The 25954-nt window shown below is 64.2% G+C and carries 22 protein-coding genes; 16 read left to right on the top strand and 6 right to left on the bottom strand.

Annotated elements, in window-relative coordinates:
- Positions 1–4 precede the first annotated feature (4 nt).
- From R2C4_RS03455 to R2C4_RS03465, 3 genes are read right to left on the bottom strand one after another with little or no spacing between them, the layout of a single operon-like run.
- Entirely contained in the window at positions 5–1609 is a 1605-nt protein-coding gene (locus R2C4_RS03455) for a 5-guanidino-2-oxopentanoate decarboxylase (RefSeq protein WP_141889599.1), read from the bottom strand.
- Positions 1606–2790: a pyridoxal phosphate-dependent aminotransferase gene (locus R2C4_RS03460; RefSeq protein ID WP_141889600.1), complete on the bottom strand. Its 1185-nt coding sequence runs from the start codon at positions 2788–2790 to the stop codon at positions 1606–1608. Before R2C4_RS03460 ends, R2C4_RS03455 begins: the two co-directional genes overlap by 4 nt.
- The gene (locus tag R2C4_RS03465) at positions 2787–3434 is read right to left on the bottom strand and encodes a TetR/AcrR family transcriptional regulator (protein ID WP_141889601.1); all 648 of its coding nucleotides are present in this window, start codon (positions 3432–3434) and stop codon (positions 2787–2789) included. Before R2C4_RS03465 ends, R2C4_RS03460 begins: the two co-directional genes overlap by 4 nt.
- Positions 3435–3530: 96 nt before the next feature.
- Here R2C4_RS03465 and R2C4_RS03470 point away from each other — a divergent pair, with 96 nt between their 5' ends.
- From R2C4_RS03470 to R2C4_RS03520, 11 genes are all read left to right on the top strand, one after another.
- Positions 3531–4328, top strand: a complete 798-nt coding sequence (locus R2C4_RS03470) for an ABC transporter ATP-binding protein (protein WP_141889602.1) — start codon at positions 3531–3533, stop codon at positions 4326–4328.
- Between the two features lie 39 nt (positions 4329–4367).
- Positions 4368–5132: a transporter substrate-binding domain-containing protein gene (locus R2C4_RS03475; RefSeq protein WP_141889603.1), complete on the top strand. Its 765-nt coding sequence runs from the start codon at positions 4368–4370 to the stop codon at positions 5130–5132.
- 9 nt (positions 5133–5141) lie between these two features.
- Positions 5142–5888 (top strand): ABC transporter permease, encoded by a 747-nt coding sequence (locus R2C4_RS03480; RefSeq protein ID WP_141889604.1) that lies wholly within the window; start codon positions 5142–5144, stop codon positions 5886–5888.
- Positions 5885–6646, top strand: a complete 762-nt coding sequence (locus R2C4_RS03485; RefSeq protein WP_027236590.1) for an ABC transporter permease — start codon at positions 5885–5887, stop codon at positions 6644–6646. Before R2C4_RS03480 ends, R2C4_RS03485 begins: the two co-directional genes overlap by 4 nt.
- A 138-nt stretch (positions 6647–6784) precedes the next feature.
- Positions 6785–7249: a hypothetical protein gene (locus R2C4_RS03490; protein WP_244940775.1), complete on the top strand. Its 465-nt coding sequence runs from the start codon at positions 6785–6787 to the stop codon at positions 7247–7249.
- A complete protein-coding gene (locus R2C4_RS03495; protein ID WP_141889605.1) occupies positions 7240–9429 on the top strand; it encodes a NosR/NirI family protein in 2190 nt (729 codons plus the stop codon). The genes R2C4_RS03490 and R2C4_RS03495 overlap by 10 nt, the downstream gene beginning before the upstream one ends.
- Before the next feature lie 11 nt (positions 9430–9440).
- Positions 9441–11348: a TAT-dependent nitrous-oxide reductase gene (gene nosZ, locus R2C4_RS03500; protein ID WP_141889606.1), complete on the top strand. Its 1908-nt coding sequence runs from the start codon at positions 9441–9443 to the stop codon at positions 11346–11348.
- 2 nt (positions 11349–11350) lie between these two features.
- Positions 11351–12619 (top strand): nitrous oxide reductase family maturation protein NosD, encoded by a 1269-nt coding sequence (locus tag R2C4_RS03505; protein ID WP_141889607.1) that lies wholly within the window; start codon positions 11351–11353, stop codon positions 12617–12619.
- A complete protein-coding gene (locus R2C4_RS03510; RefSeq protein WP_141889608.1) occupies positions 12612–13508 on the top strand; it encodes an ABC transporter ATP-binding protein in 897 nt (298 codons plus the stop codon). The genes R2C4_RS03505 and R2C4_RS03510 overlap by 8 nt, the downstream gene beginning before the upstream one ends.
- The gene (locus R2C4_RS03515) at positions 13505–14326 is read left to right on the top strand and encodes an ABC transporter permease (protein ID WP_058287757.1); all 822 of its coding nucleotides are present in this window, start codon (positions 13505–13507) and stop codon (positions 14324–14326) included. The genes R2C4_RS03510 and R2C4_RS03515 overlap by 4 nt, the downstream gene beginning before the upstream one ends.
- Positions 14323–14841 carry a nitrous oxide reductase accessory protein NosL gene (locus tag R2C4_RS03520; protein ID WP_141889609.1) on the top strand — a complete coding sequence of 173 codons (519 nt, stop codon included), beginning with the start codon at positions 14323–14325 and terminating at the stop codon, positions 14839–14841. The genes R2C4_RS03515 and R2C4_RS03520 overlap by 4 nt, the downstream gene beginning before the upstream one ends.
- A 21-nt stretch (positions 14842–14862) precedes the next feature.
- On the opposite strand, the gene hisD is transcribed toward R2C4_RS03520, so the two are convergent.
- Together hisD and R2C4_RS03530 are read right to left on the bottom strand one after the other, a co-directional pair.
- Positions 14863–16140, bottom strand: a complete 1278-nt coding sequence (gene hisD, locus R2C4_RS03525) for a histidinol dehydrogenase (RefSeq protein WP_141889610.1) — start codon at positions 16138–16140, stop codon at positions 14863–14865.
- Positions 16141–16288: 148 nt separating this feature from the next.
- Positions 16289–17260 (bottom strand): LysR family transcriptional regulator, encoded by a 972-nt coding sequence (locus R2C4_RS03530; RefSeq protein ID WP_141889611.1) that lies wholly within the window; start codon positions 17258–17260, stop codon positions 16289–16291.
- Between the two features lie 180 nt (positions 17261–17440).
- Between R2C4_RS03530 and R2C4_RS03535 the strand changes: the two genes are divergently transcribed.
- The 3 genes from R2C4_RS03535 (at position 17441) to R2C4_RS03545 (ending at position 20605) form a co-directional block, all read left to right on the top strand.
- Positions 17441–18436 (top strand): taurine ABC transporter substrate-binding protein, encoded by a 996-nt coding sequence (locus R2C4_RS03535; RefSeq protein ID WP_141889612.1) that lies wholly within the window; start codon positions 17441–17443, stop codon positions 18434–18436.
- A 100-nt stretch (positions 18437–18536) separates the two neighbouring features.
- A complete protein-coding gene (locus tag R2C4_RS03540; RefSeq protein WP_141889613.1) occupies positions 18537–19343 on the top strand; it encodes a taurine ABC transporter ATP-binding protein in 807 nt (268 codons plus the stop codon).
- The gene (locus tag R2C4_RS03545; protein WP_141889614.1) at positions 19340–20605 is read left to right on the top strand and encodes an ABC transporter permease; all 1266 of its coding nucleotides are present in this window, start codon (positions 19340–19342) and stop codon (positions 20603–20605) included. The genes R2C4_RS03540 and R2C4_RS03545 overlap by 4 nt, the downstream gene beginning before the upstream one ends.
- Positions 20606–20672: 67 nt before the next feature.
- Here R2C4_RS03545 and R2C4_RS03550 read toward each other — a convergent pair whose 3' ends face one another.
- Complete coding sequence (locus R2C4_RS03550) at positions 20673–23108, bottom strand: GcvT family protein (protein WP_141889615.1); 2436 nt, start codon at positions 23106–23108, stop codon at positions 20673–20675.
- Positions 23109–23557: 449 nt separating this feature from the next.
- On the opposite strand from R2C4_RS03550, the gene R2C4_RS03555 reads away from it, so the two are divergent.
- Both R2C4_RS03555 and R2C4_RS03560 read left to right on the top strand, forming a co-directional pair.
- Positions 23558–24682, top strand: coding sequence for an extracellular solute-binding protein (locus R2C4_RS03555; protein WP_058287749.1), 1125 nt, complete (start codon positions 23558–23560; stop codon positions 24680–24682).
- A gap of 153 nt (positions 24683–24835) precedes the next feature.
- The gene (locus R2C4_RS03560; protein ID WP_058287748.1) at positions 24836–25948 is read left to right on the top strand and encodes an ABC transporter ATP-binding protein; all 1113 of its coding nucleotides are present in this window, start codon (positions 24836–24838) and stop codon (positions 25946–25948) included.
- Positions 25949–25954 lie beyond the last annotated feature (6 nt).

The raw sequence follows: 25954 nt of genomic DNA on the forward strand, positions 1-25954 counted from the left end.
GGGGTTACTCCTGGGCCGGAGAGGATCCGGTGATTTCGATTTCGACAAGGGAAGGGGTTCCGCGGCGGCTGGCCTCTTGGAGGGCAGCGGCAATGGCTTGCGGGTCCATCGGGGCGCGGGTGTACGGGATGCCGAAGGACGCGGCGGCGGGGCCGAATTCCGGAGGCGTGGGGTCGCAGCCGACGACGGGGACGTCCACGGCTTCCATCGAGGAGGCGATTTCGCCGTAGCCGCGGTTGTTCCAGATCACAAAGGTGATAGGCAGGGTTTCGTCCACGGCGGCCATGATTTCCGGCAGCGAGAACTGCGCGCCGCCGTCGCCGGCAATGCAGATCACTTGCGCAGACGGATCGGCAACCGAAGCCCCGATGGCGGCGGGGATGCCGTAGCCAAGCGCGCCGTATCCGGTGGCGGCGTTGAACCAGCCGCCGGGGCGATCGTGGTCGTAATAGAGGTTGCCGGCATAGACCGGCTGGGTGGAGTCGCCCACCATCAGCGCACCGGGCACAGCATCGCGTATGGCGTTCAGCACCTCGACCTGGGCCCGGTACTGCGGGCCGATCTCTTCCAGGGCGGCGGTGCGGGCGTGTTTGGCACGCGCGGCACCCTGGCTTTGCTTTGGCAGCGCGGGCAATGCGTCGAGCAGGGCGGCGGCTGCCTCGTCTGCGCGGCCGGTTATGGCGATCTCCGCTGCGTGCCTAGCCAGCTGGCCGGCACATATGTCGACCCGGATCAGCCCTGGCATCCGGGCCATGCCGCCGGTGGCGTACATGTCGTAATCGGTTGGCCCCAGTTCAGTGCCCAGCGCCAAGACGCAATCGGCGTCCTCGATCAGCGTGCGGACCGCCTGCAGGCTGGGGCTGGCCGGGACGGTCAGCGCATGGCTGTGCATCAGCCCGCGCGCGTTGACGGTCTGCACCACCGGCGCATCCAGGTGTTCAGCCAGGGCCTGAAGCTCTGCGCCGGCACGCTTAGCGCCGCCGCCGGCCAGGATCACCACCTTGTCGGCTGTTGAAAGCCTGTTTGCGGCCTTGGAAATTTCGTCCGGGTCGAGTGGCAGCTGGGCCGTCGCGGGGTGAGGAGTGCCGTCCCGCGCAGAAGCGCCAGCCACGTCCAGCGGGATCTGGATGTGGGCGGGGCCGGGGCGGCCTGCTGTGAAGGGGGCAAAGGCGCGGTCCAGGGCTGCGTCCAGGTCCTCGGGCCGTGCTACGTGTTCTGACGTCAGCGCCACGGTCTTGGCCAAAGCGTGCTGATCCGGAAGTTCGTGCAGGTGGCCGCGGCCCTTGCCCAATGTCCCGGTGGCGTTGACCCCTGAAACCACCAGCACCGGCACGGAATCCGCGCGGGCCTGGGCCATCGGGGTCAACGTGTTGGTAAGGCCGGGGCCGGTGATGACAAACGCCACGCCAGGCTGGCCGGACACCCGGGCATAGCCATCGGCCATAAAGCCTGCCCCTTGTTCATGGCGGGGTGTTATGTGGCGGATACCGGACTCTGCCAGACCGCGGTACAGCTCGACTGTATGCACCCCGGGGATGCCGAACACGCAGGTAACACCGCGCGCCTTCAGCCCCGCAACCAGGGCTTCGCCAACTGTTGTCTTGCTCATGCGACGCTCCTGGACTTGCGGTTTGCGTGAGCCGCGATCCGGTCGAGGGCGGCGGCAAAGCTCTCGTCATCAATTGTCAGGGCAACGCGCACCCAGTGCTTGAGGCCTTCGCCAAAGGCAGAGCCGGGCATCACGGCAACGCCGCTCCCCAGCAGGTCCCAGGCATAGGCATCGCCGTCCATGCCGGTTGATGTCACGTCGATCAGCGCGAACATGCCGGCCTCGGGGCGGTGCACCCGCAGATGGGTTTCTCCATGCAGGCGCTGTTCCAGAAGTGCGGCGCGGGCGGCAAAGCGGGCGGCCATACCTGCGGCGACGGAAGAGCCTTCGCGCACCGCCTTTTCGGTCATGTCGGCGATGAAGGGCTGGTTGCCGAACAGCATCGTCTCCGAGACCGGCAGCAGCGCGGAGCAGAAGTCCTCAGGGCCAACGCACCAGCCGCTGCGGAAGCCCGGCGCGGCGTGGGATTTGGAGATTGAGGAAACCGCGATCACCCGATCTGCCAGGGCTGGATCGGAGAGCGGGGAGACGAACTCCGCGCCCTCGAACACCAGATGCTCATAAACCTCGTCGGAGATGATCCAAAGGTCATGCTGCACCGCCAGCTCGCCGATTTCGCGCAGGTCCTCAGCGGTCAGGATGGCGCCGGTGGGGTTGTGAGGGGTGGTCAGCAAAATGGCGCGGCTGCGTGGGGTGATGCGGGCGGCGATGTCGCTGGCCTGCATCCGGAAGCCGGCTTCAGGCCGCAGCGGCACCGGCACCATATCCGCACCCGTCGCGCGGATCACGCCCTCGTAGGTGGCATACATCGGGTCGCCCGCCAAAACCTCGGTGCCGGGTTCGGCAACGCCCTGCAGCACCGCGTAAAGCGCGGTCTGGGTGCCAGGGAAACACAGGATGTTCTCCGGACCGAACTCGCGCCCGCGGCTGGCCGCATAGGTCGCGGCCAGGGTGGCGCGCAGTTGCGCCTCGCCGCGGCCGTCGGAATACCCTGTGCGGCCCGCCTGCATCGCCTGCGCGGCGGTCTCGACCAGGTCCGGCGGCGTCGGCACGTCAGGCTCGCCGATGGTCATTTCCACCAAGTCGGCCCCAGCCGCGGCCATCTGCCGTGCTTTCAGATGCACTTCCCATTTTCCGCCGCCCAGTCCGGCCAGCCGTTCGGTGATTGCTGTCAGCCTCATGCCGTTGCAGCCTCCTGCTCCAAATTCAAACCTGTAATCGCGGCAACGGATTGCCGTCCGATGCCTGCCAGCTCACCCGGCGCAAAGGCGTCCGGAAGGGCGCCGCCCTCCAGCCACAGCCCGTCGATCACCGCGTTGCAGGCAATCGCCAGCTGCCGCAGCCGGGAGGTGCCGGCGGGGCAGCCCGCTTCCTGCAGTGCGGCAGCAATCAGCCCCTCCAGAAAGTCGCGGAAATACCCATAGGTGCGTTCGTGGGTGGCCTTCATCTGCTCATCCTGCTGCACCTTGTTAAGGAAACTTGCCCAAAGCGCGATGGACCGCGGATCCACCACCGGCGGCGTCAGAGAAGCGTTTACAAAGGCGGTGAGCCGCTCCAGCGCGGTGCCGTCTGCCCCGGCTGCGGGGGCAAAGGTCTGGTCGGTCATGGCGGTCATATGGTGTTCGTAGGCGGCGATGATCAGCTCTTCCTTGGAGCTGAAATAGTGCCGGATCAGGCCCTGGGTGACGTCGGCGCGCTCGGCGATGCCCCGCACAGTGGCCCCGCGCACGCCGTTTTCCGCCACCAGTTCCAGCGTGGCGAGAATCAGCGCCTCCTTCCGGGCCTCGGCGGATTCGCGTTTGAATTTGCGGCGGTCGTCGCTCACCCCAGCTCCTGTTTTTGCTTGGCAGAGAAATTATACGCTTGCATAATTACTGGAGTCGCGGCTTACTGCAATCGGAAATTTCAAGGTGACACAACAATGGACACAGCCACTGCCGCCGCATCCGTCCCGGAGACCGGCACCCCCCGCGAAGCCATCCGGGTGGAGGATTTGCACAAGTCCTTTGGCAATCTGGAGGTGCTCAAGGGCGTGGACCTGACGGCGCGGCAGGGGGATGTTGTTGCGATTATCGGCGGCTCAGGCTCCGGCAAGTCGACCATGCTGCGCTGCATCAATTTTCTGGAGACGCCAAGCTCCGGCAAGATCGTGATCGGCGGCGAGGAAGTGGCAATGCGGGCTGATGGCAGCCCAGCCAATCAGAAGCAGATCGAAAAGATCCGGACCAAGCTGGCGATGGTGTTCCAGCAGTTCAACCTGTGGACCCACCGCACCCTTCTGGAAAACGTGATCGAGGTGCCGGTGCATGTGCTGAAAGTGCCCAAGGCGCAGGCGATTGAGCGCGCCCGCGAACTGCTGGAGCGGGTTGGGCTAGGCGGCAAGGAGGACACTTTCCCCGCCTATCTGTCCGGCGGCCAGCAGCAGCGCGCGGCGATTGCCCGCGCACTGGCGGTGAACCCGTCGGCGATGCTGTTTGACGAGCCGACCTCGGCGCTGGACCCGGAACTGGTGGGGGAGGTGCTGACGGTGATCCGCGATCTCGCCGCCGAGGGGCGCACCATGCTGCTGGTCACCCACGAGATGAAATTCGCGCGCGAAGTCGCGAACCACGTTGTTTATCTTTACCAGGGCCGCATTGAAGAGCAGGGGCCGCCTGCCGAGGTCTTTGGCAACCCGCAATCAGACCGGCTGAAGCAATTTCTGAGCTCAGTCGCCTGACGCACAACTGTCTCAATAAAATCAACAGGGAGAGACCATATGAAACTGAAAGCACTGCTTGCCGCTGCCACTGCAGCTGCTGCCCTTACCGCCGGTGCCGCTGCTGCGGAACAGGTCAAGATCGGGATCGCCGCCGAACCCTATCCGCCGTTTGCCTCGCTCGACAGCTCCGGCAACTGGGTCGGATGGGAGGTCGAGGTGATCGGCGCCGTTTGCGCCGCTGCCGCACTGGACTGCGTGATCACGCCGGTGGCCTGGGACGGCATCATCCCGTCGCTGACCGGCCAGCAGATCGACGCCATCATGGCCTCCATGTCGATCACCGAGGAGCGGCAGAAGACCATTGATTTCTCCGACCCCTATTACAACACGCCTGCCGTGATCGTGGCCGACAAGTCGATGGATATCGAACCCACCCCGGAATCGCTGGCGGGCAAGATCGTCGGCATCCAGGCCTCGACCATCCACCAGGCCTATGCACAGGAATACTTCAAGGATGCGGAGCTGAAGGTCTACCAGACCCAGGATGAGGCCAACCAGGACCTGTTTGCGGGCCGCATTGACGCGACCCAGGCGGACAGCATCGCGATGGCGGATTTCGTGAACTCCGACACCGGCAGCTGCTGCGAGATCAAGGGCGCGGTGGCAGATGATCCGGCGATCCTGGGCAAGGGTGTCGGCGCGGGCGTGCGCAAGGGCGACGACGCGTTGCGCGAGGCGCTGAACAAGGGCATCGCGGCGATCCTGGCCGATGGCACCCACGAGAAGATCACTGCCAAATACTTCACCACCAGCATCTACTAAGGCGCTGACGTGACCGGACTGCTTGAACTACTGGGCCTTGGCGCCAGCGCGGAGCTGCTGTCGCTGTCGGGCTGGGGCGGCAACCTGCTGCGCGGGCTTGCCAACTCCCTGCAGATTGCCTTTGGCGCTTTCGGGCTGGGGCTGGTGATCGGGCTGTTCGGGGCTTACGGCAAACTCTACGGCGGGAAGGTCACGCGTGATCTTCTCGCCATCTACACCACGGTGATCCGGGCGGTGCCGGAACTGGTGCTGATCCTGATCCTTTACTACGTCGGCAGCGATATCATCAACAAGATCTCCGAGGCGATGGGCGGCGGCCGGGTCGAGATCAACGGCGTTGCGGCCGGCATCTGGGTCTTGGGAATTGTGCAGGGGGCCTATGCCACCGAAGTCCTGCGCGGCGCCATCAAGGCGGTGCCGGTGGGGCAGATCGAGGCGGCTAAGTCCTATGGCATGCCGGCCTTCATGACCATGCGGCGGGTGACGATCCCGGCGATGATGAGCTTTGCGGTGCCGGGGCTGGCAAACCTGTGGCTGATCGCCACCAAGGACACCGCGCTGCTGGCGGTGGTCGGCTTCAACGAACTGACGCTGGAAACCCGCCAGGCGGCCAGCAGCACGCGGGCCTATTTCACCTTCTTCCTGGCGGCCGGGTTCCTGTACCTGATGGTGACGCTGTGCTCCGGCGCGGTCTTTGCCCGTGTCGAAAAATGGGCGCGGCGCGGCCAGCCCTCGCTGAAGGGGGGCACCCGATGATCAGCCTTAAGGAACTGATGCAGCCGCACCGCATCGTGATGATGCTGGTCTTCGCGGGCATCGTGATCTGGTGCGCCTTCGCGCTGCGCTGGGACTGGATCCCGAAATACACGCCGCTGGCGCTGGAGGGGCTGTGGACGACGATCTGGATTCTCGTGGTCTCCACTTTCCTCGGCTTCCTCTTGGCGGTGCCGCTTGGATTGGCGCAGGCCGTCGGTCCTTGGTATCTGTCTATCCCTGCGCGCACCTTCTGCACCATCATCCGCGGCACACCGCTCCTGTTGCAGATCTGGCTGCTCTACTACGGGCTGGGGTCGCTGTTTCCGCAGTTTCCCTGGATCCGCTCGTCCGAGCTGTGGCCTTACCTGCGCCAGGCCTGGCCCTATGCGGTGCTGGCGCTGACGCTGTCTTATGCGGGCTATGAAGGCGAGGTGATGCGGGGCGCGTTTTCCGGTGTGGCCAAGGGTCAGCTGGAGGCGGCCAAGTCTTTCGGCATGCCGCGCTTCACCATGTTCCGCCGCATCTGGCTGCCGCAGGCGGTGCGCAATGTCCTGCCGACCCTGGGCGGTGAGACCATCCTGCAGCTGAAGGCAACGCCGCTGGTGGCGACTATCACGGTGATGGAAATCTATGCCGTGTCGTCGCGCGTGCGGTCCGATACATTCATTGTCTATGAGCCGCTGTTGCTGCTGGCGCTGGTCTATATGGCGATTGCCGGAGTGATCGCGCTGGCCTTCCGGCGGTTTGAGAAAGGCTGAGCAGACGGGCGCTTAGGCCATTTTGCGGTGAATTGACGAATGTTCGGGAATTTCAGGTTTATCTGACATACATCAAATAACGGCCCTGCGGTTCCCCGTAGTGTCAGCGGCAAATGCAGCAAGAGAATCTTGTAACAGATGCCGCGCACCCTTTTCATATCCACTGCTTGCCGCGCCGGGCTGTTCCGGCGGCTGGCGGGGATGTGCGCGGCATTCATGCTGGTGCTGCAGGTGGCCTTTCCCGGTGCGGGGCAGGCCGCGGCTGGCGGCGAGTGGATCGAAATCTGCGGCGAGTTCGGCGTGGTGGAGATGCAGGTCGTCGGCGATGACAGCGAAGACACGCAGGACTGCCCGAAATGCAGCACCTGCGCCCTGTGTGCGGCTGAAAACGGGGCCGGGCCGGTAAGCGTGCTGCGGGCCGGCCTCAGCCGGGCGGCAGAATGCGCCGTGCTGCTGCCTGCAGGCACTGCGGTGCGGCCGAACCCGGCGCAATATTGGCATGACGGCCGCGGACCTCCGCTGGCAAACAAAATAGAACCCGAACGCGCCCTGGGCGCGTCCATGGCAGCCACTCAAAATAAAGGAGAGGCGCCTTGGTCCTGACACGCGCCTTGCGGGGCTGGCTGACAGCCCTCGTGATAACCATCGCCGCGCTTGTCGCTGCGGCGGCTGAGGCGGACAGCCTCGATTCCTTCCTGACAGAACTGACACCCGCCGATCTGGTGCCCGGCGCCGACGGTTTTGGCCCGGTGCGCAGCGATGTGCCGGTGGCGCCGGTGCTGAAGGCAGGCGAGACAGTTGCCTATGCCTTTCTGACCTCCGATTTCGTCGGCACAACCGGCTACAGCGGCAAGCCGATCCATGTGGTGGCAGCAATTGACACCAATGCGGTGCTCACGGGTGTGAAACTGGTCAAACACTCCGAACCGATCGTGCTGATCGGCATTCCGAACTCCAAGATGGTCAAGCTGACCGAAAGCTATGCCGGGCTGGACCTGAAGGCCGAGGCGGCGGCAGGCGGCGATGCCCATGACCTCGACATCATTTCCGGCGCGACAGTGACCATCATGGTGATCGACGACAGCCTTGTGCGCGCCGGCATCAAGGTGGCGCGTGCGCTGGGCCTGGGGGGCTTGTCGCCGGTGCAGCCGGATGGGCCCAAGCGCGAGGTCGACATGGCCCGCGAGGAGGTCGCGGACTGGACCACGCTGGCGGGCGACGGCTCTGTGCGGCGGATGACGCTGGACGTCGGCCAGATCAACACGGCCTTTGAGGCCACCGGCGACCAGCGCGCGATCCGGCGGCGGGAGCGCGGCGCGCCGGACGACACCTTCATCGACATGCATATGGCTCTGGTATCCGTTCCCTCCATCGGCAAGTCGCTGCTGGGCGAGGCGGAATACCAGAACCTCACGTCCTGGCTGAAGGAGGGCGAGCACGCCATTCTGGTACTCGGGCGCGGCAGTTACAGCTTCAAGGGCTCTGGCTACGTGCGCGGCGGGATTTTCGACCGGGTCCAGCTGATCCAGGGCGATGCCTCGGTGCGCTTCTTTGACCGCCAGCACAAGCGGCTGGGGTCGCTGGCCACAGCGGACAGCCCCAGCTTTGCCGAGCTGGACCTGTTCAAGATCCCGGCGGATGCGGAGTTCGACCCGGCTGAACCGTTCCGCCTGCAGCTCTTGGTGCAGCGCTCCGTGGGCGCGCTGGAGCGGGCGTTCCTGACCTTCGATCTGGGTTACAAGCTGCCGGAACAGTACCTGCTGCCCGCCGCGCCTGCGCCCAAGGTGGTGGAGGATGACACCAGCGAGGCCGCCGCCAAGGCCGCCCTGTGGCAGCGGATCTGGAAAGACCGCACCGTCGAGATCGGTGTTCTTGCCGTGATGCTGCTGGTGCTGACTGGGGTATTCTTTTTCCAGTTCCAGGCGACTGTGAACGCGCGCACCTTCTACTGGTTCCGGATCGGTTATCTGACCGTCACTCTGGTGTTCCTGGGCTGGTACGCCAATGCGCAGCTGAGCGTGGTCAACCTGATGGCGCTGGCGGGGTCTTTGCGCAGCGGCTTCTCCTGGGACGCGTTCCTGCTGGACCCGCTTGTCTTCATCCAGTGGTTTGCGGTTGCTGCTGCGCTCTTGTTCTGGGGCCGCGGCGCCTATTGCGGCTGGCTGTGCCCGTTCGGCGCGCTGCAGGAGCTGACCAACAAGATCGCCCGCGCCTTCAAGGTGCCGCAGATCACCCTGCCGTGGGGCCTGCATGAACGCCTGTGGCCTGCAAAATACATGATCTTCCTCGGCCTGTTCGCTGTATCGATGGTGTCGATCCCGCTGGCCGAAACCTACGCCGAGGTGGAGCCGTTCAAGACCGCAATCATCCTGAAATTCGTGCGCGACTGGCCGTTTGTGGTCTTTGCCGTGGCGCTCTTGCTGGCCGGGCTGTTCATCGAACGGTTCTACTGCCGCTACATGTGCCCGCTGGGCGCGGCGCTGGCGATCCCGGCGCGGGTGCGGATGTTCGACTGGCTGAAGCGCTATCATGAGTGCGGCCACCCCTGTCAGACCTGTGCCAACGAGTGCCCCGTTCAGGCGATCCACCCGACGGGTGAGATCAACCCGAACGAATGTGTGAACTGCCTGCATTGCCAGGTTCTCTATCAATCCGAAGCTAAATGCCCGGTTGTCATCAAACAGCTGAAACGCCGGGCCAAGACCGGCAGCCCCGCACCGGACATTGCTCTGGGCCGGCCGCCTGCCAATCACCCCAACGCGAACAGGATCAAAGTTTCCTGAAGGAGGACATCATGTCTGAAGACCTGAATAACAAACTGCCCGTCACCCGCCGCGGCCTCTTGGGGGCCACCGCCTCCGGTGCCGTGCTGGCGGCCACCGGTGCCGGCTCCGCCCTGCTGGGCGCCAGGCCTGCACAGGCCGCAGGCGTCAACCTGGCGCCGGGCGAACTGGATGAATACTACGGCTTCTGGTCCTCGGGCCAGACCGGCGAACTGCGCATCCTGGGCGTGCCGTCCATGCGCGAGCTGATGCGGATCCCGGTGTTCAACCGCTGCTCCGCCACCGGCTGGGGCCAGACCAACGAGTCCAAGAAGATCCTGACCGAGGGCCTGCTGCCGGAGACCAAGGAATTCCTGGCCGCCAACGGCAAGGAAACCTATGACAACGGCGACCTGCACCACCCGCATATGTCGTTCACCGACGGCACCTATGACGGCCGTTACCTGTTCATGAACGACAAGGCGAACACCCGTGTGGCACGGGTGCGCTGCGACGTGATGAAATGCGACAAGATCATCGAGATCCCGAACGCCAAGGACATCCACGGCCTGCGCCCGCAGAAATTCCCGCGCACCGGCTATGTCTTTGCCAACGGCGAGCATGAGGCGCCGCTGGTGAACGACGGCCAGATCCTGGATGATCCGTCGCAATACGTGAACATCTTCTCCGCCATCGACGGCGACACCATGGAAGTCGCTTGGCAGGTGATCGTCTCGGGCAACCTGGACAACACCGACTGCGATTATCAGGGCAAATACGCCTACTCGACCTCCTACAACTCGGAAATGGGCATGACCCTGGCCGAGATGACAGAGAACGAGCTGGATCACGTGGTTGTCTTCAACATCGCGGCCATCGAAGCGGCCATCGAAGCCGGCGAGTACCAGGAGCTGAACGGCGCCAAGGTGGTTGACGGCCGCAAGGACGCGCCGGGCAAGCTGACCCGCTATATCCCGATCCCGAACTCGCCGCACGGCATCAACACCGCACCGGACAAGAAGCACGTCTGCGTCAACGGCAAGCTGTCGCCGACCGTCTCGGTGATCGACGTCGAGAAGCTGGACGCGCTGTTTGATGCCGACGCCGATCCGCGCTCGGCCATCGTGGCGGAACCGCAGCTGGGCCTTGGTCCGCTCCACACCGCCTTCGACAACCGCGGCTATGCCTACACCACCCTGTTCCTCGACAGCCAGGTGGTGAAGTGGGACATCGCCAAGGCGATTGAGGCCTATGCCGGCGCCGATGTGGACCCGATCCTCGACAAGGTCGATGTGCAGTACCAGCCGGGCCACAACTCCACCTCCATGGGCGAAACCGCCGAGGCGGACGGCAAGTGGCTGATCTCGATGAACAAGTTCTCCAAGGACCGGTTCCTGAACGTCGGCCCCCTGAAGCCCGAGAACGAGCAGCTGATCGACATCTCCGGCGACAAGATGAAGGTGGTCCACGACGGCCCGACCTTTGCAGAGCCGCATGACTCGATCATCGTGCACCGCTCCAAGGTGAACCCGGCCAGCATCTGGGACCGCAACGACCCGATGTGGGAAGATGCGCGCAAGCAGGCCGAGGCGGATGGCGTCGATCTGGACGACTATCAGGACACCATCATCCGCGATGGCGACAAGGTGCGGGTCTACATGTCGAGCCAGGCGCCGAACTTCAGCCTTGAGAAGTTTACAGTGAAGCAGGGCGACGAGGTCACTGTCTACGTCACCAACCTGGATGACATCGACGACCTGACCCACGGCTTCTGCCTGTCGAACTTCGGCGTCGCGATGGAAGTCGGGCCGCAGGCCACAGCCTCCGTCACCTTCAAGGCGGAGCGCCCGGGCGTGCACTGGTACTACTGCCAGTGGTTCTGCCACGCGCTGCACATGGAGATGCGCGGCCGGATGCTGGTCGAGCCGCGGAGCGCATAAACATGAAACGGCTCCTGCCCATATCCTTTGTTGCGGCTCTCTTCTGCCTGACGCCCGCCTGGGCGGCGGACTGGGATGTGCCCAACCGGGCAGGGGCCATCACTGAAACACTGGCGCAGGCGGCGGATGGCGACACCCTCCGCCTCGCTCCGGGCGAATACGCCGAAACCCTGGTGCTGGACCGCCCTGTCATCATTGATGGCCAGGGCCATGCCACACTGGACGGCCGGGGGCTGGGGTCGGTCATCACGGTGACTGGCCCCGGCGTTACCGTGCAGAACCTGACGGTTGTTGGCTCCGGCTCTTCGCACCAGGAGATCGACAGCGGCATCAAGCTGACCAAGACCGCAAAGGCGCCGCAGATCCTGAACAACGTGCTGCTGGGCAATCTGTACGGCGTGGATATTCATGGGGCGAAAGACAGCCTGGTGCAGGGCAACCGGATCGAGGGGCGCCTCGACCGGCACATGAACGCCCGCGGCAACGGGGTCTATGTCTGGAACGCGCCGGGCGCGGCGGTGGACGGCAACGACATCCGCTTTGGCCGCGACGGGATCTTTGTGAACAGTTCCAAGAAGAACGCGTTCACCAACAACACCTTCCGCGACCTGCGGTTCGCTGTGCATTACATGTACGCCGACAATTCCGAGGTCTCGGGCAACGTCTCGATCGGCAATCACCTGGGCTATGCGGTGATGTTCTCCAAACGGGTCAAGGTGACCGGGAACGTTTCGCTGAATGACCGCGACCACGGGGTGATGCTGAACTATGCCAACCAGGGCGAGATACGCGGCAACTATGTGAAGGGGGCGAGGGATAAATGCACCTTCCTCTATAACGCTCACAAGAATGATTTCTCCGGCAACTGGTTCGAGGGCTGCGGCATCGGCATCCACTTTACCGCCGGCAGCGACGGCAACCGGATGGTTGGGAACGCCTTTGTCGGCAACCGGCATCAGGTGAAATTCGTCTCCACCAAATGGGTGGAATGGAGCGAGGAGGGCCGGGGCAATTACTGGTCTGATTTCGCAGGTTTCGATGTGGACGGGGACGGCATCGCCGATGCCCCCTACCGTCCGAACGACAGCATGGACCACGTGCTGTGGACACAGCCGGCGGCAAAACTGCTGATGGGATCGCCCGCGGTGCAGCTGGTGCGCTGGTCGCAGTCGGCGTTTCCGGCGCTGCTGCCCGGCGGGGTGATCGACAGCCACCCGCTGATGCGGCCAGAGCGGCCCGATGCCGCCAGAAAGGTTGAACAGGATGGATAACTTTCCGCTGCAGATCCGCGCGCTGGACAAGTTCCGCGGCAAGACACAGGTGCTGCATGGCATCGATCTGGACATTGCGCCGGGGGAACGGCTGGCGCTCTTGGGCCACAACGGTGCGGGCAAGTCGACCTTGATCAAGGCGGTGCTGGGCCTGATCCGGCATGAGGGCGGCAGCATCCGCATCTGCGGTGCAGCCCCCGGCAGCGCCGCGGCGCGGGCCGCCACTGCCTTTCTGCCGGAGGCGGTCAGCTTTCACCCGGCACTGACGGGGCATGAGCAACTGACACTGTTTGCCCGCCTGGCCGGCGAACGCGCGGATATCGATGGCCTCCTGGAACGGGTTGGCCTGGGCGAAGCGATGCACCGCCGCATCGGTGCCTATTCCAAGGGGATGCGGCAGCGTCTGGGGCTGGCGCAGGTGCTGCTGGGCCGCCCGAAACTGGCGCTGCTGGACGAACCCACCAGCGGGCTGGACCCGATTTCGCGCCAGGACCTTTATGCCATCATCAACGAGCTGGCGGAACAGGGCGCGGCGGTGCTGATCGCCTCCCATGCGCTGACAGAGGTGGAGGCGCGCACCGACCGCATCGCCATCTTGCGCAAGGGCATCAAGGTGGCGGACGACACGCTCGCGGGCCTGACGTCGCAGGCCGGCCTTCCGGTCAAGCTGCGGGTGCAGGCAAACGGCACGCACGCCGACCGGATCGCTGTTGAAACCGGCGGGCGGCGGATCAACGGCGCCTCGGTTGAGATCCTGTGCTCGCCGCAGGACAAGATGGCTGAACTGCGCAGGATCGCCGCCTTGGGCGACGCGGTGGCCGACATCGACATGGTGCCGCCGCGGCTGGAAGACCTTTACCGCCATTACTCCGGGGAGGACCGCAAATGAGACGTGCCTTTGCCATTGCCCGTGCCGAGATGCTGATCCTGCGCCGCAACCGCTGGCTGTTCATGGCGACGCTGATCATGCTGGCCTTTGCGCTGGCGCTGTCCTTTGCCGGGTCGGCCCCAACGGGGACGCTGGGGGTGGACATGCTGACGGTCTCGGTCGCCTCGATGACCACCCTTTCAGTCTACCTCGCACCGCTGCTGGCGCTGATGATGGGGTTTGACGCGGTGGCAGGCGACCGCGACCGGGGCAGCCTCGCCCTGTTGCTCGCTTATCCCGCGGGGCGGGGAGAGATACTGCTGGGCAAGCTGATGGCCCATCTGGCCGCATTGGCGGTTGCCATGTGCATCGGCTTCGGCGCGGCGGGGGCCGTTGCGGCCTGGTTCGGCGGCGCCGGGGCGGAGAGCCTGATGGCGTTGGGGCGGCTGGTGCTGACCTCGATCCTGCTGGGGGCGGTGTTCCTGGTTCTGGGGTATGCCCTGTCGGCGCTCAGCAGCGGGGCAACGGCGGCCGCGGGCCTGTCGGCGGGTGTCTGGCTGGTGTTTGTGGTGCTTTATGACCTTGGCCTTTTGGGCGCTGTGGTGATGGACAGCGGCGGGGTCTTCACCCAAAAGGTCTTCCCCTGGGTGATGGTCGCCAACCCGGCAGATGCGTTCCGGCTGTGGAATGTGGCGGCGTCTGAAAGCGTGGCCTTGTCCAGCGGCATGGCAGGCGCAGCCAGTGCGCTGCCGGGCTGGGCCGCACCGCTGTCGCTTTTGCTGTGGCCCGTGCTGGGATTCCTGCTGGCCTGTGCTGCATTCCGGAGGGTGGAGCCATGAAACGCCTGGCCTTGGCCGCTGCGCTGGTCCTGTCCGCCTGCCAGGAGGAAGAGGCCAAAGCGCCGCCTGCACCGGTCGAGCTGACCGAGGTTGCGCTCAGTTACTTCTGCCAGATGAATGTCGCTGAACACGGCGGACCGAAGGGGCAGATTCACCTGGACGGCTTCCCGGCGCCCCTGTTCTTTGCCCAGGTGCGCGATCTGGCCGCCTATGTGAAAAGTCCGGAACGGGATGCGGAGATCACCGCCATTTACGTGAGCGACATGGGGGCGGCGGCAAGCTGGGACCAGCCCGGCAGCAACAACTGGATTGATGCCAGCGAGGCGCATTTTGTGGTCGGCTCCAATGTGGCTGGCGGCATGGGGGCGCCGGAGGTGGTGCCGTTCGCCTCAGCCGAGGCAGCTGCGCAGTTCATGGACCTCTATGGCGGCACCGTCACCGGGTTTGAAGGCATTCCCGACGATGCCGTGCTGGGGCCGGTCGATCTGGACCAGCGGCTGGAAACGCCGTCCTGAGACCGGCGTTTCCGCAGGGCCTCAGACCGTTTCCGGCTGCAGCCGCATCTCTGCGGCGATGGCGTGGCCTTCCATTCCCTCCATGCGGCTGATCCTAGCTGTGCGCTGGGCCAGTTCGTGTGAGGCGGCGGCGTTGCAGCGCTGCCAGGTCACGGTCTTGGTGAACTTGTGCACCGACAGCCCGCCGGTATAACGCGCGGCGCCGCTGGTCGGCAGCACGTGGTTCGGCCCTGAGGTCTTGTCGCCGAACGACACCGTGGTCTCCTTGCCCAGGAACAGCGAGCCATAGGCGGTGAGGCGGTCCAGCCACCAGTCCAGATCCTCAGCCTGCACCTGCAGATGTTCGGGCGCGTAGCGGTCGGCCACCTGCGCGGCTTCCTCGCGGCTGTCGCACAGGACCACTTCGGCGCGTTCGTGCCAAGCACGGTGGGCGGCAGAGAGGTTGGGTTCTGGCAACTGGTCAATCAGCGCCTGCGCGCGGGCCATGACCCCCTTGGCCAGCGGCTCGCTGGTGGTGACCAGCCAGACCGGGCTGTCGGCGCCGTGTTCTGCCTGACTGACCAGATCCCAGGCGACGGTTTCCACCTCTGCGGTGTGATCGGCAATCAGCAGGGAGTCCGTGGGGCCTGCAAACATGTCGATGCCGACCTCGCCGAACAGCATCCGCTTGGCCTCCGCCACATAGGAATTGCCGGGGCCGACCAGGATGTCGGCGGGCTGCGACCCGAACAGGCCCTGCGCCATGGCGGCAATGCCCTGCACCCCGCCCAGGTTCAGGATCAGGTCCGCGCCGCACAGGTCCATGGCATAGATGATCGCATCGGGAATGCCGCTGCCGGGGCGCGGCGGCGAGACTGCGGTGATATGCGGCACGCCTGCCACTTTGGCGGTGGTGATGGTCATCAGCGCGCTGGCGATATGGCTGTAGCGCCCGCCCGGCACATAGCAGCCGGCGCTGGACACCGGGATCTGCTTCTGGCCCGCGATCAGGCCGGGGATCACCTCCACCTCGCATTCCCCCATGGTGGCCTTCTGCGCCTCGGCAAAGCGGCGGATATTGGCGTGGGCGAACTGAATGTCTTCCTTCGTCTGCGGCGAAACACGGTTGCAAGCGGCGCGGCGCTGGGCATCCGTCACCACAATCGGGCCGGTCCAGCCATCCAGCTTTTCCGCATAGCTGCGCACTGCCTCCTCGCCCACGCGCCGGATATTGGCAAGCATTACCGCGACGGTGTCGCGGATATCGCTGTTCTCGGCAGCCGGGCGCGGCTGGGCCTGTTTCAGATAAGTGATTGCCATGATCCATTTCCCTTGAAAGGCCGCCGGTTGTGCGGGGAAGCGCACGGTGCGGTTTGCGCTTTAAACAGCGCTCAAGGGCTTAAACGGTCAAGCCAGGGACCGGTGGTTTCGAGAAACACGAATGTTTGTTTCGAATTGGGGTCTGCCCTTATACGTCCTGCGCCGGCAGCGTCCGGAACTCCTCGGCCAGCCAGGGGAAACGGGCGCTGATCGGATCGGTGAAATGATGGCGCAGAGACTTTTGCAGCGCCTCGTGGATCAGCTGCGACGTGGCCGCCGGATAGACGCTGGATGTGAACAGCGACACCGTCCGGGCAAAGCTCTTGCCTGGAAAGCGCACGACCTTGACCTTGTCGTGAAAGCGCTGGGCGCGGTGGTAACTGGCGGCGGTGGTCACGGTCCAGCCGCTGCTTTCGGCCACCAGGCCGATGATCGACTGATTGCATTCCAGCTCAAACCGGTTGGGCAGCGAGATCTTGAGCCGGGTCAGCTGGGTTTCGATCTGCTTGCCGATGGTGTGGTCGCGGGAATAGCGCAGGAACGGCAGCGGCGCCTCCGGTTTGGTCAGCTCCTCAACGCTGCCGCTGTATGCGGCGGGCACCACCAGAATGAACGGATCGCGCATCAAGGGGTACTCGATCAGATCCGGCAGCAGCCCCGCCGGGCGGGTGGCGACGCCGGCATCCAGTTTCTGCTCCTGCAGCTTTGCGATGATCTCATGGCTGGGCCGGGTGTAGTGGCGGAAATTGCAGCGGGGCAGGGCGGTGGACAGGAACTGGAACAGCTCCGGGCCGACTTCATTGTCGAAATCATCCAGCAGCGCCATGCGCAGATCGGTGGCGTGCTGCCAGCTGCCGGAGCGGATCTCCGCCTCGCCGCGTCTGAGCGTCATCAGCCCCTCATGGACGTAGCGGGCATAGACGACTCCGGCCGGGGTCAGCCCCATCGGGCGGCGGGTATGATCCACCAGATCCACCCCCAGCGCGCTTTCCAGACTGCGCAGGTGATTGGACACGGTGCTGATCGACAGGCCGGTTTCAGCAGCAACCTTTTGTATTGATCCTGACTTTGAAATAAGCTGGAACACCTCCAGCCACCTCAGGCTTAGGGATTTCTGCACAGGCTGCGCCTCCTGTTCACCAAACTATATCCGTTAAAAACGAAACTAAGTTTTACTTTGGGCGCAAAAGCAACTTTATTCTACTGTGTATTTTCTTCCCGGATATGGTTTGCCGTGCAAAAATAAATGTCCGAGGCCCGCATTGAACGGACCCGGAAAACCACTGGGAGGAGATTCAATATGATTAAAAAGTACCTGCTGACGACTGCTTGCGCCGGCATCGCGGCGCTGTCTGCCTCGCACGCCTCTGCCTTGGATGAGGTCACCGTCGCCTACTTCCTTGAATGGCCGATGCCCTTCCAGTTTGCCAAGGCCAACGGCACCTATGAGGAGGAAATGGGCGTCAAGATCAATTGGGTCTCCTTCGATACCGGCACGGCGATGTCTGCAGCCATGGCCTCTGGCGATGTTCAGATCGCCGTGAGCCAGGGCGTGCCGCCGTTTGTGGTGGCAACCTCCGCCGGGCAGGACCTCCAGGCGGTGGATGTGGCGGTCAGCTATTCCGACAACGACAACTGCGTGGTGGCCGAGGCGCTGGAGATCGACAAGGACAGTGCGGCTGAGCTGAACGGCAAGAAGGTCGGCGTGCCGATCGGCACCGCGGCGCATTACGGCTTCCTGTCGCAGATGGCGCATTTCGGGGTTGATGTCGGCTCGATGGAGATCGTCGACATGGCCCCCGCTGACGGTGCGGCGGCCTTTGCCCAGGGCAACCTAGACATGGTCTGTGGCTGGGGCGGCGCGCTGCGGCGGATGGTGGAGCATGGCAACGTGCTGCTGACCGGTGCGGAGAAGGAAGAACTGGGCATCTTGGTGTTCGACGTGACCAGCGCGCCCGCCGGTTTCGTTGAGTCCGAAGGCGAGCTGCTGAGCAAGTTTCTGAAAGTGACCGCAGACGCCAACGCCATGTGGAACTCGGGCGATCACAAGGACGAGATGCTGCCGGTCATCGCCAAGGACGCAGGCATGGACCTGGCGGATGCCGAAGCCACCATCGCCACCTTCAGCTTCCCGTCAGCAGAGGAGCAGCTGTCGGAGAAATGGCTGGGCGGCGGCGCGCAGACCTTCATGAAGGGCGTGGCCGATATCTTCGTGAATGCGGGCAGCATCGAGGCGGCGCTGGACTCCTATGACGGAACCGTCAACAGCGCGCCGCTAGCCGCCGCGCAGAACTGAACCGCAGCGAACTGAATGTGCCGAACGGTCCGGCTTTCGGGCCGTTCGCATCCCGGCGGGCAGGGCGCAGGCCGCGAAGCCCTAACAGGAGGGGGAGAAGATGGCGGGACTGGACATCAAGAGTGTCTCCATGCGTTTTGACCTGCCCAACGGCAGCTCCGTCCAGGCGCTGAAAGACGTTTCATTGAATTTACAGGCGGGGGAGCTGATGTCGGTGCTGGGGCCGTCCGGGTGCGGCAAGACCACGCTGCTGAACATTCTGGCGGGGTTTCTGGCCCCGACGGAAGGGGTGGTGGAGCTGAACGGGCATGTGGTCACCGGGCCGGACGCGGAGCGCGGGATGGTGTTCCAGAAGGGCGCGCTGTTCGAATGGATGAACGTGCGCGACAACGTGGAATTCGGTCCCCGCATGAAGGGTATGAGGCGGGCCGAGCGCGAGAAGATCTCCGACCACCTGCTGGACATCGTCGGCCTGCAGGACTTCAAGGAGAAGGCGGTTTACGAGCTGTCGGGCGGCATGCAGCAGCGGGTGGCGCTGGCCCGCTGCCTGGCGAATGAGCCGGATGTGATCCTGATGGACGAGCCGCTGGGCGCGCTGGATGCGCTGACGCGGGAAAAGATGCAGGGCTTGGTGCTGAAGCTTTGGAAGGAAACCGGCAAGACCATCATCCTGATCACCCACTCGGTGGAGGAGGCGCTGCTGCTGGGCGAACGGCTGATCGTGATGGCGCCGCGCCCGGGCCGCATCCACCGCGAGTACCAGCTGCCCTTTGCCGAGCGCGGGGTGAATGCCGACCTGCGCGACGTCAAGAAATCCGAAGGCTTCGCCGAGACCCGCGATGAGATCCTGTCGATGATCTGGGAGATGGAAGAGGAGATCATGGGCCGGACGGAGCAGGTGGCATGACGGTACTGCTGTTCTACATCGCGTTGTTCGCCGGCGCCTTTTTCCTGGTGAAGTTCATTCGCAAGGGCATGCAGTCACGGCACGATTTCACCAGCCTGAAGACGGTGACATTCGGCGACGAAAGCGCGGTGAGCCCGGACCGGGCGGCGTCGATCATTTCGGTGCTGGTGATTTTCGTGATCTGGGCGGCCTTCACCGGATCCAAGCTGTTTCCGCTTCATGTGCCGGGGCCGTTCACCGGTGAAACCAGCTTTACCTACACGCTGGAAAACGCCGCGGGCAGCACCGACGATGCGGAAGTCGCCGTCCGGGTGGCCGGATTTGGCGAGGCCAGCTCCAATTTCGAGGTGGACCCCGGCGGCGGCTTTGCCAAAAACGATGCGCTGGCGGCACAGGCCGGGCGGTCCACGACCTTGATCTTCGACCGCAATGATGAGGTCAAACGCAAGGAAGGCGCCAAAGTCGTGGCCATCAACGGGGAGCCGATCGGACCTGGCACGGCTGTGGACACCGGCGACGGCACGGTGACGCTGACCGGAAAGGGCGCCATCAGCTTTACCCCCAGTGCCGGGATGCAGATGAACCCGATCTGGCTGCCGGCCCCGGAAACGGTGGTGGCGCGGTTCTTTGAAATCGCATCCGAGGGCTATCAGAACTTCTCGCTGTGGCAGCACCTGGGCTGGTCGCTGGCGCGGGTGATTGCCGGCTTCGTTGCCGGCGCGATTGTCGGTATTCCGCTGGGCTATGCCATGGGCCTGTCCGGCTGGTTCCGCGGCTGGTTTGACCCGATCGTGGAATTCATGCGCCCGGTTCCGCCTTTGGCGCTGATCCCGCTGGTGATCATCTGGTTCGGCATCTGGGAAACCGGCAAGATCGTTCTGCTGTTCCTGGCCGCACTCTGGATCATGACAATTGCGGCCCGGGCCGGGGTCTCGGGCGTGAACATCTCGAAAATCCACGCGGCCTATTCGCTGGGGGCGTCCAAGTGGCAGATCATGCGGCATGTGATCGTGCCGAACTCGCTGCCGGAAATCTTTACCGGCGCGCGGGTGGCCATGGGGGTCTGCTGGGGCACGGTTGTGGCGGCTGAGCTGGTGGCCGCGCAGAAGGGCGCGGGCATGATGATCATCGCCGCGTCCAAGTTCCAGCTGACCGATATCGTGATCATGGGAATCGTGATGATCGGGATTATCGGCTATGGCATCGACATCCTGATGCGCAAGGCCGAGAACTGGCTGGTGCCGTGGAAGGGCCGCAGCTGATTTGAAGCTGGATGACGCAAAGAAAACGCCTGGGGAGGTTCCCGGGCGTTTGCGGTCCAGCAAGGGATCAGATGCGGAGGCGGTCAAAATCCGGATCGTATGGCGACGGCGCGATGACAGTGGCGGAGACCAGATCTCCGCAGAGGTCGAGCTGCATGGTGCTGCCTTCAGCCGCCAGTTCCGGCACCACAAAAGCATAGGCCAGGTTCATGCCGACCCGATGCCCCCAATCGCCCGAGGTCACGGTGCCCGCGACCTTGTCGCCCTGCATCAGCGAGGCGCCGCTGCAGGCCGGGGCATGGGTGGTGCCGACGTGCAGCGTGACCAGCTTTTTGCGCGCCCCCGCGGCCCGGCGCTTCAACAGCGCCTGGCGGCCAATGAACCCGCCTTTACCCAGCTTCACGAAACGGCCCAGCCCGGTCTCATACGGGTCGTATTCGGTGGTCAGATCCGTCTTCCAGTGCAGGAACCCTTTCTCCATCCGCATCGACTCCACCGCGCGGGCGCCGAACAGCTTCAGCCCGAAAGCCTCCCCGGCCTTCCGCAGCGCCAGATAGGCAGCATAAAGGGAGGCGTTCGGCACGTGGATTTCATAAGCCAGCTCACCTGAGAAGCTGACACCCATCACCGTCGCCGGAGCGATGCCGATGAAGCATTCGCGCACCGACAGCCAGGGGAAGGCCGCGCGCGACCAGCCGCCCCGGGCACAGGCAGAAAGCACATCCCGCGCCCGGGGTCCTGCCAGAACCAGGATGGTCTGGTCATTGGTGAGGGAGCGCAGCTGCACATCTTCGCCCGTGCCGATGTGCTGGCTCAGCCAGTCCATGTCGTGGAGCTCGCTGGCAGCGGCAGAGCCGTACCAGACCCGCTCCGGCCCGCGGTCAGAGGCAGGCAGGTTCGCCACCGTGGCCTCGCCCTTGACCATGCCGTGACAGTTCAGAAGGTAGCCAAGCCCGACGCGGCCCGCACGGCGGGTGACCGTGCCGCAGAACATCCGGTCCAGGAAACTGTGGCGGTCCGCGCCGGTGATCTCGATCCGATTGAAGCCGCTGACCTCGCAGAGGCCCGCGTTTTCCTGCAGGTTCTTTATTTCGGCGGCGACAACATCGAAAGCTTCGTCGAAATTGAAGGTCAGCGAGGGGTGAAAACCCGGGGAGGGTTTGATGTAATCCACCCGCTCCCAGCCGTTCACCACGGTGAACTCCGCGCCTTCGGCGGCCAGCACCGGCGTCAGCGGTGTGGTCTTGGCCGGGCGGCCCGCCTCGCGGTGCTCATGCGGAAAATGAAAGCGGAACTCGTTCTGGTAGTCTTCCACGGCTTTCAGCGCGGTCAGCTCTGCATTGGCGTGGGCGGCAAAGCGGCGGGGGTCCAGGCACCAGGTATCGTAACAGGCCTCCCCGTGCACGATCATCTGCGCCAGCAGCCAGCCATGGCCGCCGCCTTCCCCCAGCCCGGCCCGCAATCCGATGGCGCAGAAGGCGTTGCGCTTGCCCGGGACCGGGCCGATCAGCGGCGCGCCGTCGATGGTATAGGTTATCGGCCCATTGACGATCGCGCGGATACCGGTTTCGCGCAGCGCGGGCATCCGGTCAAACGCGCCCTCCAGCACGTCCATCACCCGCTCCAGATCGTCAGGGCAGAGAGCGTTGACGAAATCCGGGTCGATGCCGTCCATGCCCCAGGTCTTGCAGTCCTGCTCATAAAAGCCGATCAGCAGCCCGTTCTTTTCCTGGCGGCAGTAGTAGTCGGAGATCGGGCAGCGGATCAGCGGCATCCGGCGGCCGGCCTCCTTGATGGCGGGGATGTCCTCGGTCAGGAAATACTGATGCTCCATCGAGGCGACCGGGTGATGCACCCCCATCATCGCGCCGACCTCGTTCACCCGGTAGCCGCAGGCATTCACCACAATATCGCAGTCGATATCGCCGTGTTCGGTGTGCACGGTCCAGGTGTTGTCCTTATGCTGGGTCAGCGCGGTCACTGGCGTGTTGCGGTAGACCTCGGCGCCGGCCTTGCGGGCGCGCCGCGCCAGCGCCTGGCACAGCTGCGCCGGGTCGATGTCGCCATCCAGCGGGTCCCACAGGCCGCCCACCAGGTTATCCGTAGAGATCAGCGGGTGGCGGCGGCCGCATTCCTCGGCGCTGATGATCTCGAAATGCACATCCATGCCGCGCGCCATCGAGGCGAAATGCCGGTACCCCTGCATCTGCGCCTCGGTATTGGCCAGCCGTATGCCGCCGTCGCCGTGGTGGTAGTTGATCGGGTAATCCGGGTCTTCGGACAGCTCCTTGTAGAGGCTGATGGAGCGGGACTTGAGCCCGATCATGGTCTGGTTGGTGCCAAAGTTCGTCACCTGCGCCGCCGAATGCCAGGTGGTGCCGCTGGTCAGCTCGTTGCGTTCGACCAGCACGGCGTCGCTCCAGCCTTCCTGGGTGAGGTGGTACAGAGTGGAGCAACCGGCGATGCCGCCGCCGATCACCACAACCTTGGTGCGTGATTTCATGACAAGGAGCCTCCGGTTTACCCTCTACCGACTAAGCGCCCAGACGCGCGCGGCGGCAATGCAGGCGGCCCAGTTTCGCAGAAATTCGAAAGCTTGCTTGCAGGATGTGAAAGAAACGGGCCGGTCACTGGCCGCCGCAAGCGGCGGCAATCCCAGGGAAGCCCGTATCATCCGCCCAACCGGGTGCGGCGGGAAACGCACATGGCCGTTGACGGCCCGCCCCGCACAAACGCACACTGCCGGGGCAGCAGTGGAGGCTCATCCAATGGAAATGTCGCAGATGGCTTCAAACTGTGCCGAAACTGGCGTCATGCCGGGAAACTTTGCGGGCAATCTGGCCTTATCGTTTTTCCAAACTGTCACTGTCGGGGCGATGCAAGCCTCCGCAAGGTTTCACCGTTCAACAAAACAAAAATAACAAATACCAGTCCAAAGGGAGAATTGATCAAATGACAGTAAAGTCGACTGTTTCGCGGCGTTCTGTGCTGAAAGCTGCGGGGGCTGCGGCCCTGGCGGCGCCGCTTTATTCGAAAAGCGCGCTGGCGTCGTCGGGCGAAGTGAACATCCTGATGTGGTCGGACTACCTGCCGCCGGAGTTCCTTTCCGGCTTTGAGGCCAAGACCGGCATCAAGGTGAATTACACCGGCATCGGCTCCAACGAGGAAATCATCAACAAGATGAAGGCCACCAAGGGGCAGGGCTTCGATATCGTCTCGCCCACCAACAACCGCTCGCTGCAGTGGGGGCCGCTGGAGCTTTTGAAGCCCTTCGACATGAGCAAGGTCAACATCGACGCGGTGAACCCGGCGATGGCCAAGATCGGCACCGATGCCTGGAACTTCGGCGGTGAAGGCGTCCACTGGCTGCCGCATATCTGGGGCACCGAGGGCATTGCCTACCGCACCGACAAATGGCTGCCCGCGGGCGATGCGCCGTCTTACGGCGACGTCTGGAGCGAGGAGAACGCGGGCAAGACCATGGGCCGGGCGCATTCGATGATGCTGGGCGCAGGGCTTTACATGGAAGCCTCGGGCGAGATGGAGCCGGGCTCGATCTGGGCCGCCTATGACGACGAGGAAACCATGCGCAAGGTCTGGGGCCAGGTCACCGACTGGTGCGTGGCGCGCAAGGATCGGATCAAGCTGATCTGGAACGACGCCGACACCCAGAAGAACGGTCTTCTGAACGAAGGTGTGGTGGTCGGCCAGACCTGGGACGGCCCGCCGCTGGCGCTGAAATCCGCAGGCGAGCCGGTGCATTACCAGGCGCCCGTCGAAGGTGCGATGGCCTGGGTCGACGGCATGTCGATGCCGGTCGGCGCCCAGAACGAGGAGCAGGTCTATGCCTTCATCGACTATGCCTTCCAGCAGGAGCCCGCGGGCAAGGCGATCGACAGCCACGGCTACAACTCGCCGGTGCTGGGTGCCGACGGCTTCTCCGGCGACATCTACAAGAAGAACTTCGCAGAGGCCTATCCGGGCGACAGCCTGGCCAATCTGAACCCCTGGCCGGCCGAGGCGCCCTGGTACGCCGACGTGCGCACCGAATTCGTCAACAAGTTCAAGAGCGCCTGACCCGCGCGCTTGAACAGCCTGGCCTCGGGGCACGCTCTGGGGCCAGCCGCACATTTTGCGGCGCCAACACATACGAACAGATACGGATAGCAGCTCTTGCGGGGCCGGTGGCATGCCACCGGAATGGAGGTCTGCATCTTAGGGAGAAGCCAAATGAGTGCAGGGGTCGGTGTTGATCTCGAGAACTTGTGGATCCGCTTCGGTGACTTTGTTGCCGTGCGCGATGCCAATGTGACCATCAACGGGGGGGATTTCTTTTCCTTCCTGGGGCCGTCGGGCTGCGGCAAGACCACCATCCTGCGCGCGGTCTCGGGCTTCCTGGAGCCAAGCGGCGGCCGGGTGCTGATCGGCGGCAACGACATGAAGGGGATCGGGCCGAACAAGCGCCCCACCGCGCTGATCTTCCAGAACCTGGCGCTGTTTCCGCTGATGAAGGTCTGGGAGAACATCACCTTCTCAATGGAGATCAAGGGCGCCTCGGCGCGCGAGCGGCGCAAGCGCGCGGACGAGCTTTTGGACATGATCGCGCTGCCCGGCCAGGGCGGCAAGCTGCCGTCGGAGCTGTCGGGCGGCCAGCGCCAGCGGGTGGCGATTGCCCGCGCGCTGTGCGCAGAACCTGACGTGCTGCTGCTGGATGAGCCGCTGTCGGCGCTGGACCTGAAGCTGCGCCAGCACATGCGCACCGAACTGCGGGAAATCCAGCAGCGGGTCGGCATCACCTTCATCTACATCACCCACGACCAGGGCGAGGCGCTGACCATGTCCGACAACATCGCGGTGATGCGGGCCGGCGTCATTGACCAGATCGGCGACGGCAAGGCCATCTACAACGATCCCGCCACCGCCTTTGCCGCGTCTTTCGTGGGCGAAAACAACGTGTTCCGCGGCAAGGTCAAGCGTGTCATGGGCAATGAGGCGCTGATCCAGACCAACCGGTCGGGCGATCTGGTGGCGCGGATATCCAGCGCCAACCAGGGCCGGATGAAGGAAGGCGACGCCGCAATGATGTTCATCCGCCCCGAAGCCTTTGCTTTGGCACCCAAAGGAGCCACCGGCACGCATTTTGTGACCGCCAAGGTCAATCACGAGGAGTTCGAGGGCAACGCTTTCAACATCTTCATGGAAGGCGACGGCGGCAAGGAGCTGAAGGTCTCGATCCCCAACCTCGGGCAGTCGTTCGAGGATCACACCGGCCAGAACATCACCCTGGAATACGAGACGAAGAACGCCGTCATCGTGCCAGCCGGTGAACTGGCCGCGGAATGAGGGGGG

The sequence above is a fragment of the Leisingera aquaemixtae genome (assembly GCF_006740765.1).
In the GTDB taxonomy this organism is placed as follows: domain Bacteria; phylum Pseudomonadota; class Alphaproteobacteria; order Rhodobacterales; family Rhodobacteraceae; genus Leisingera; species Leisingera aquaemixtae.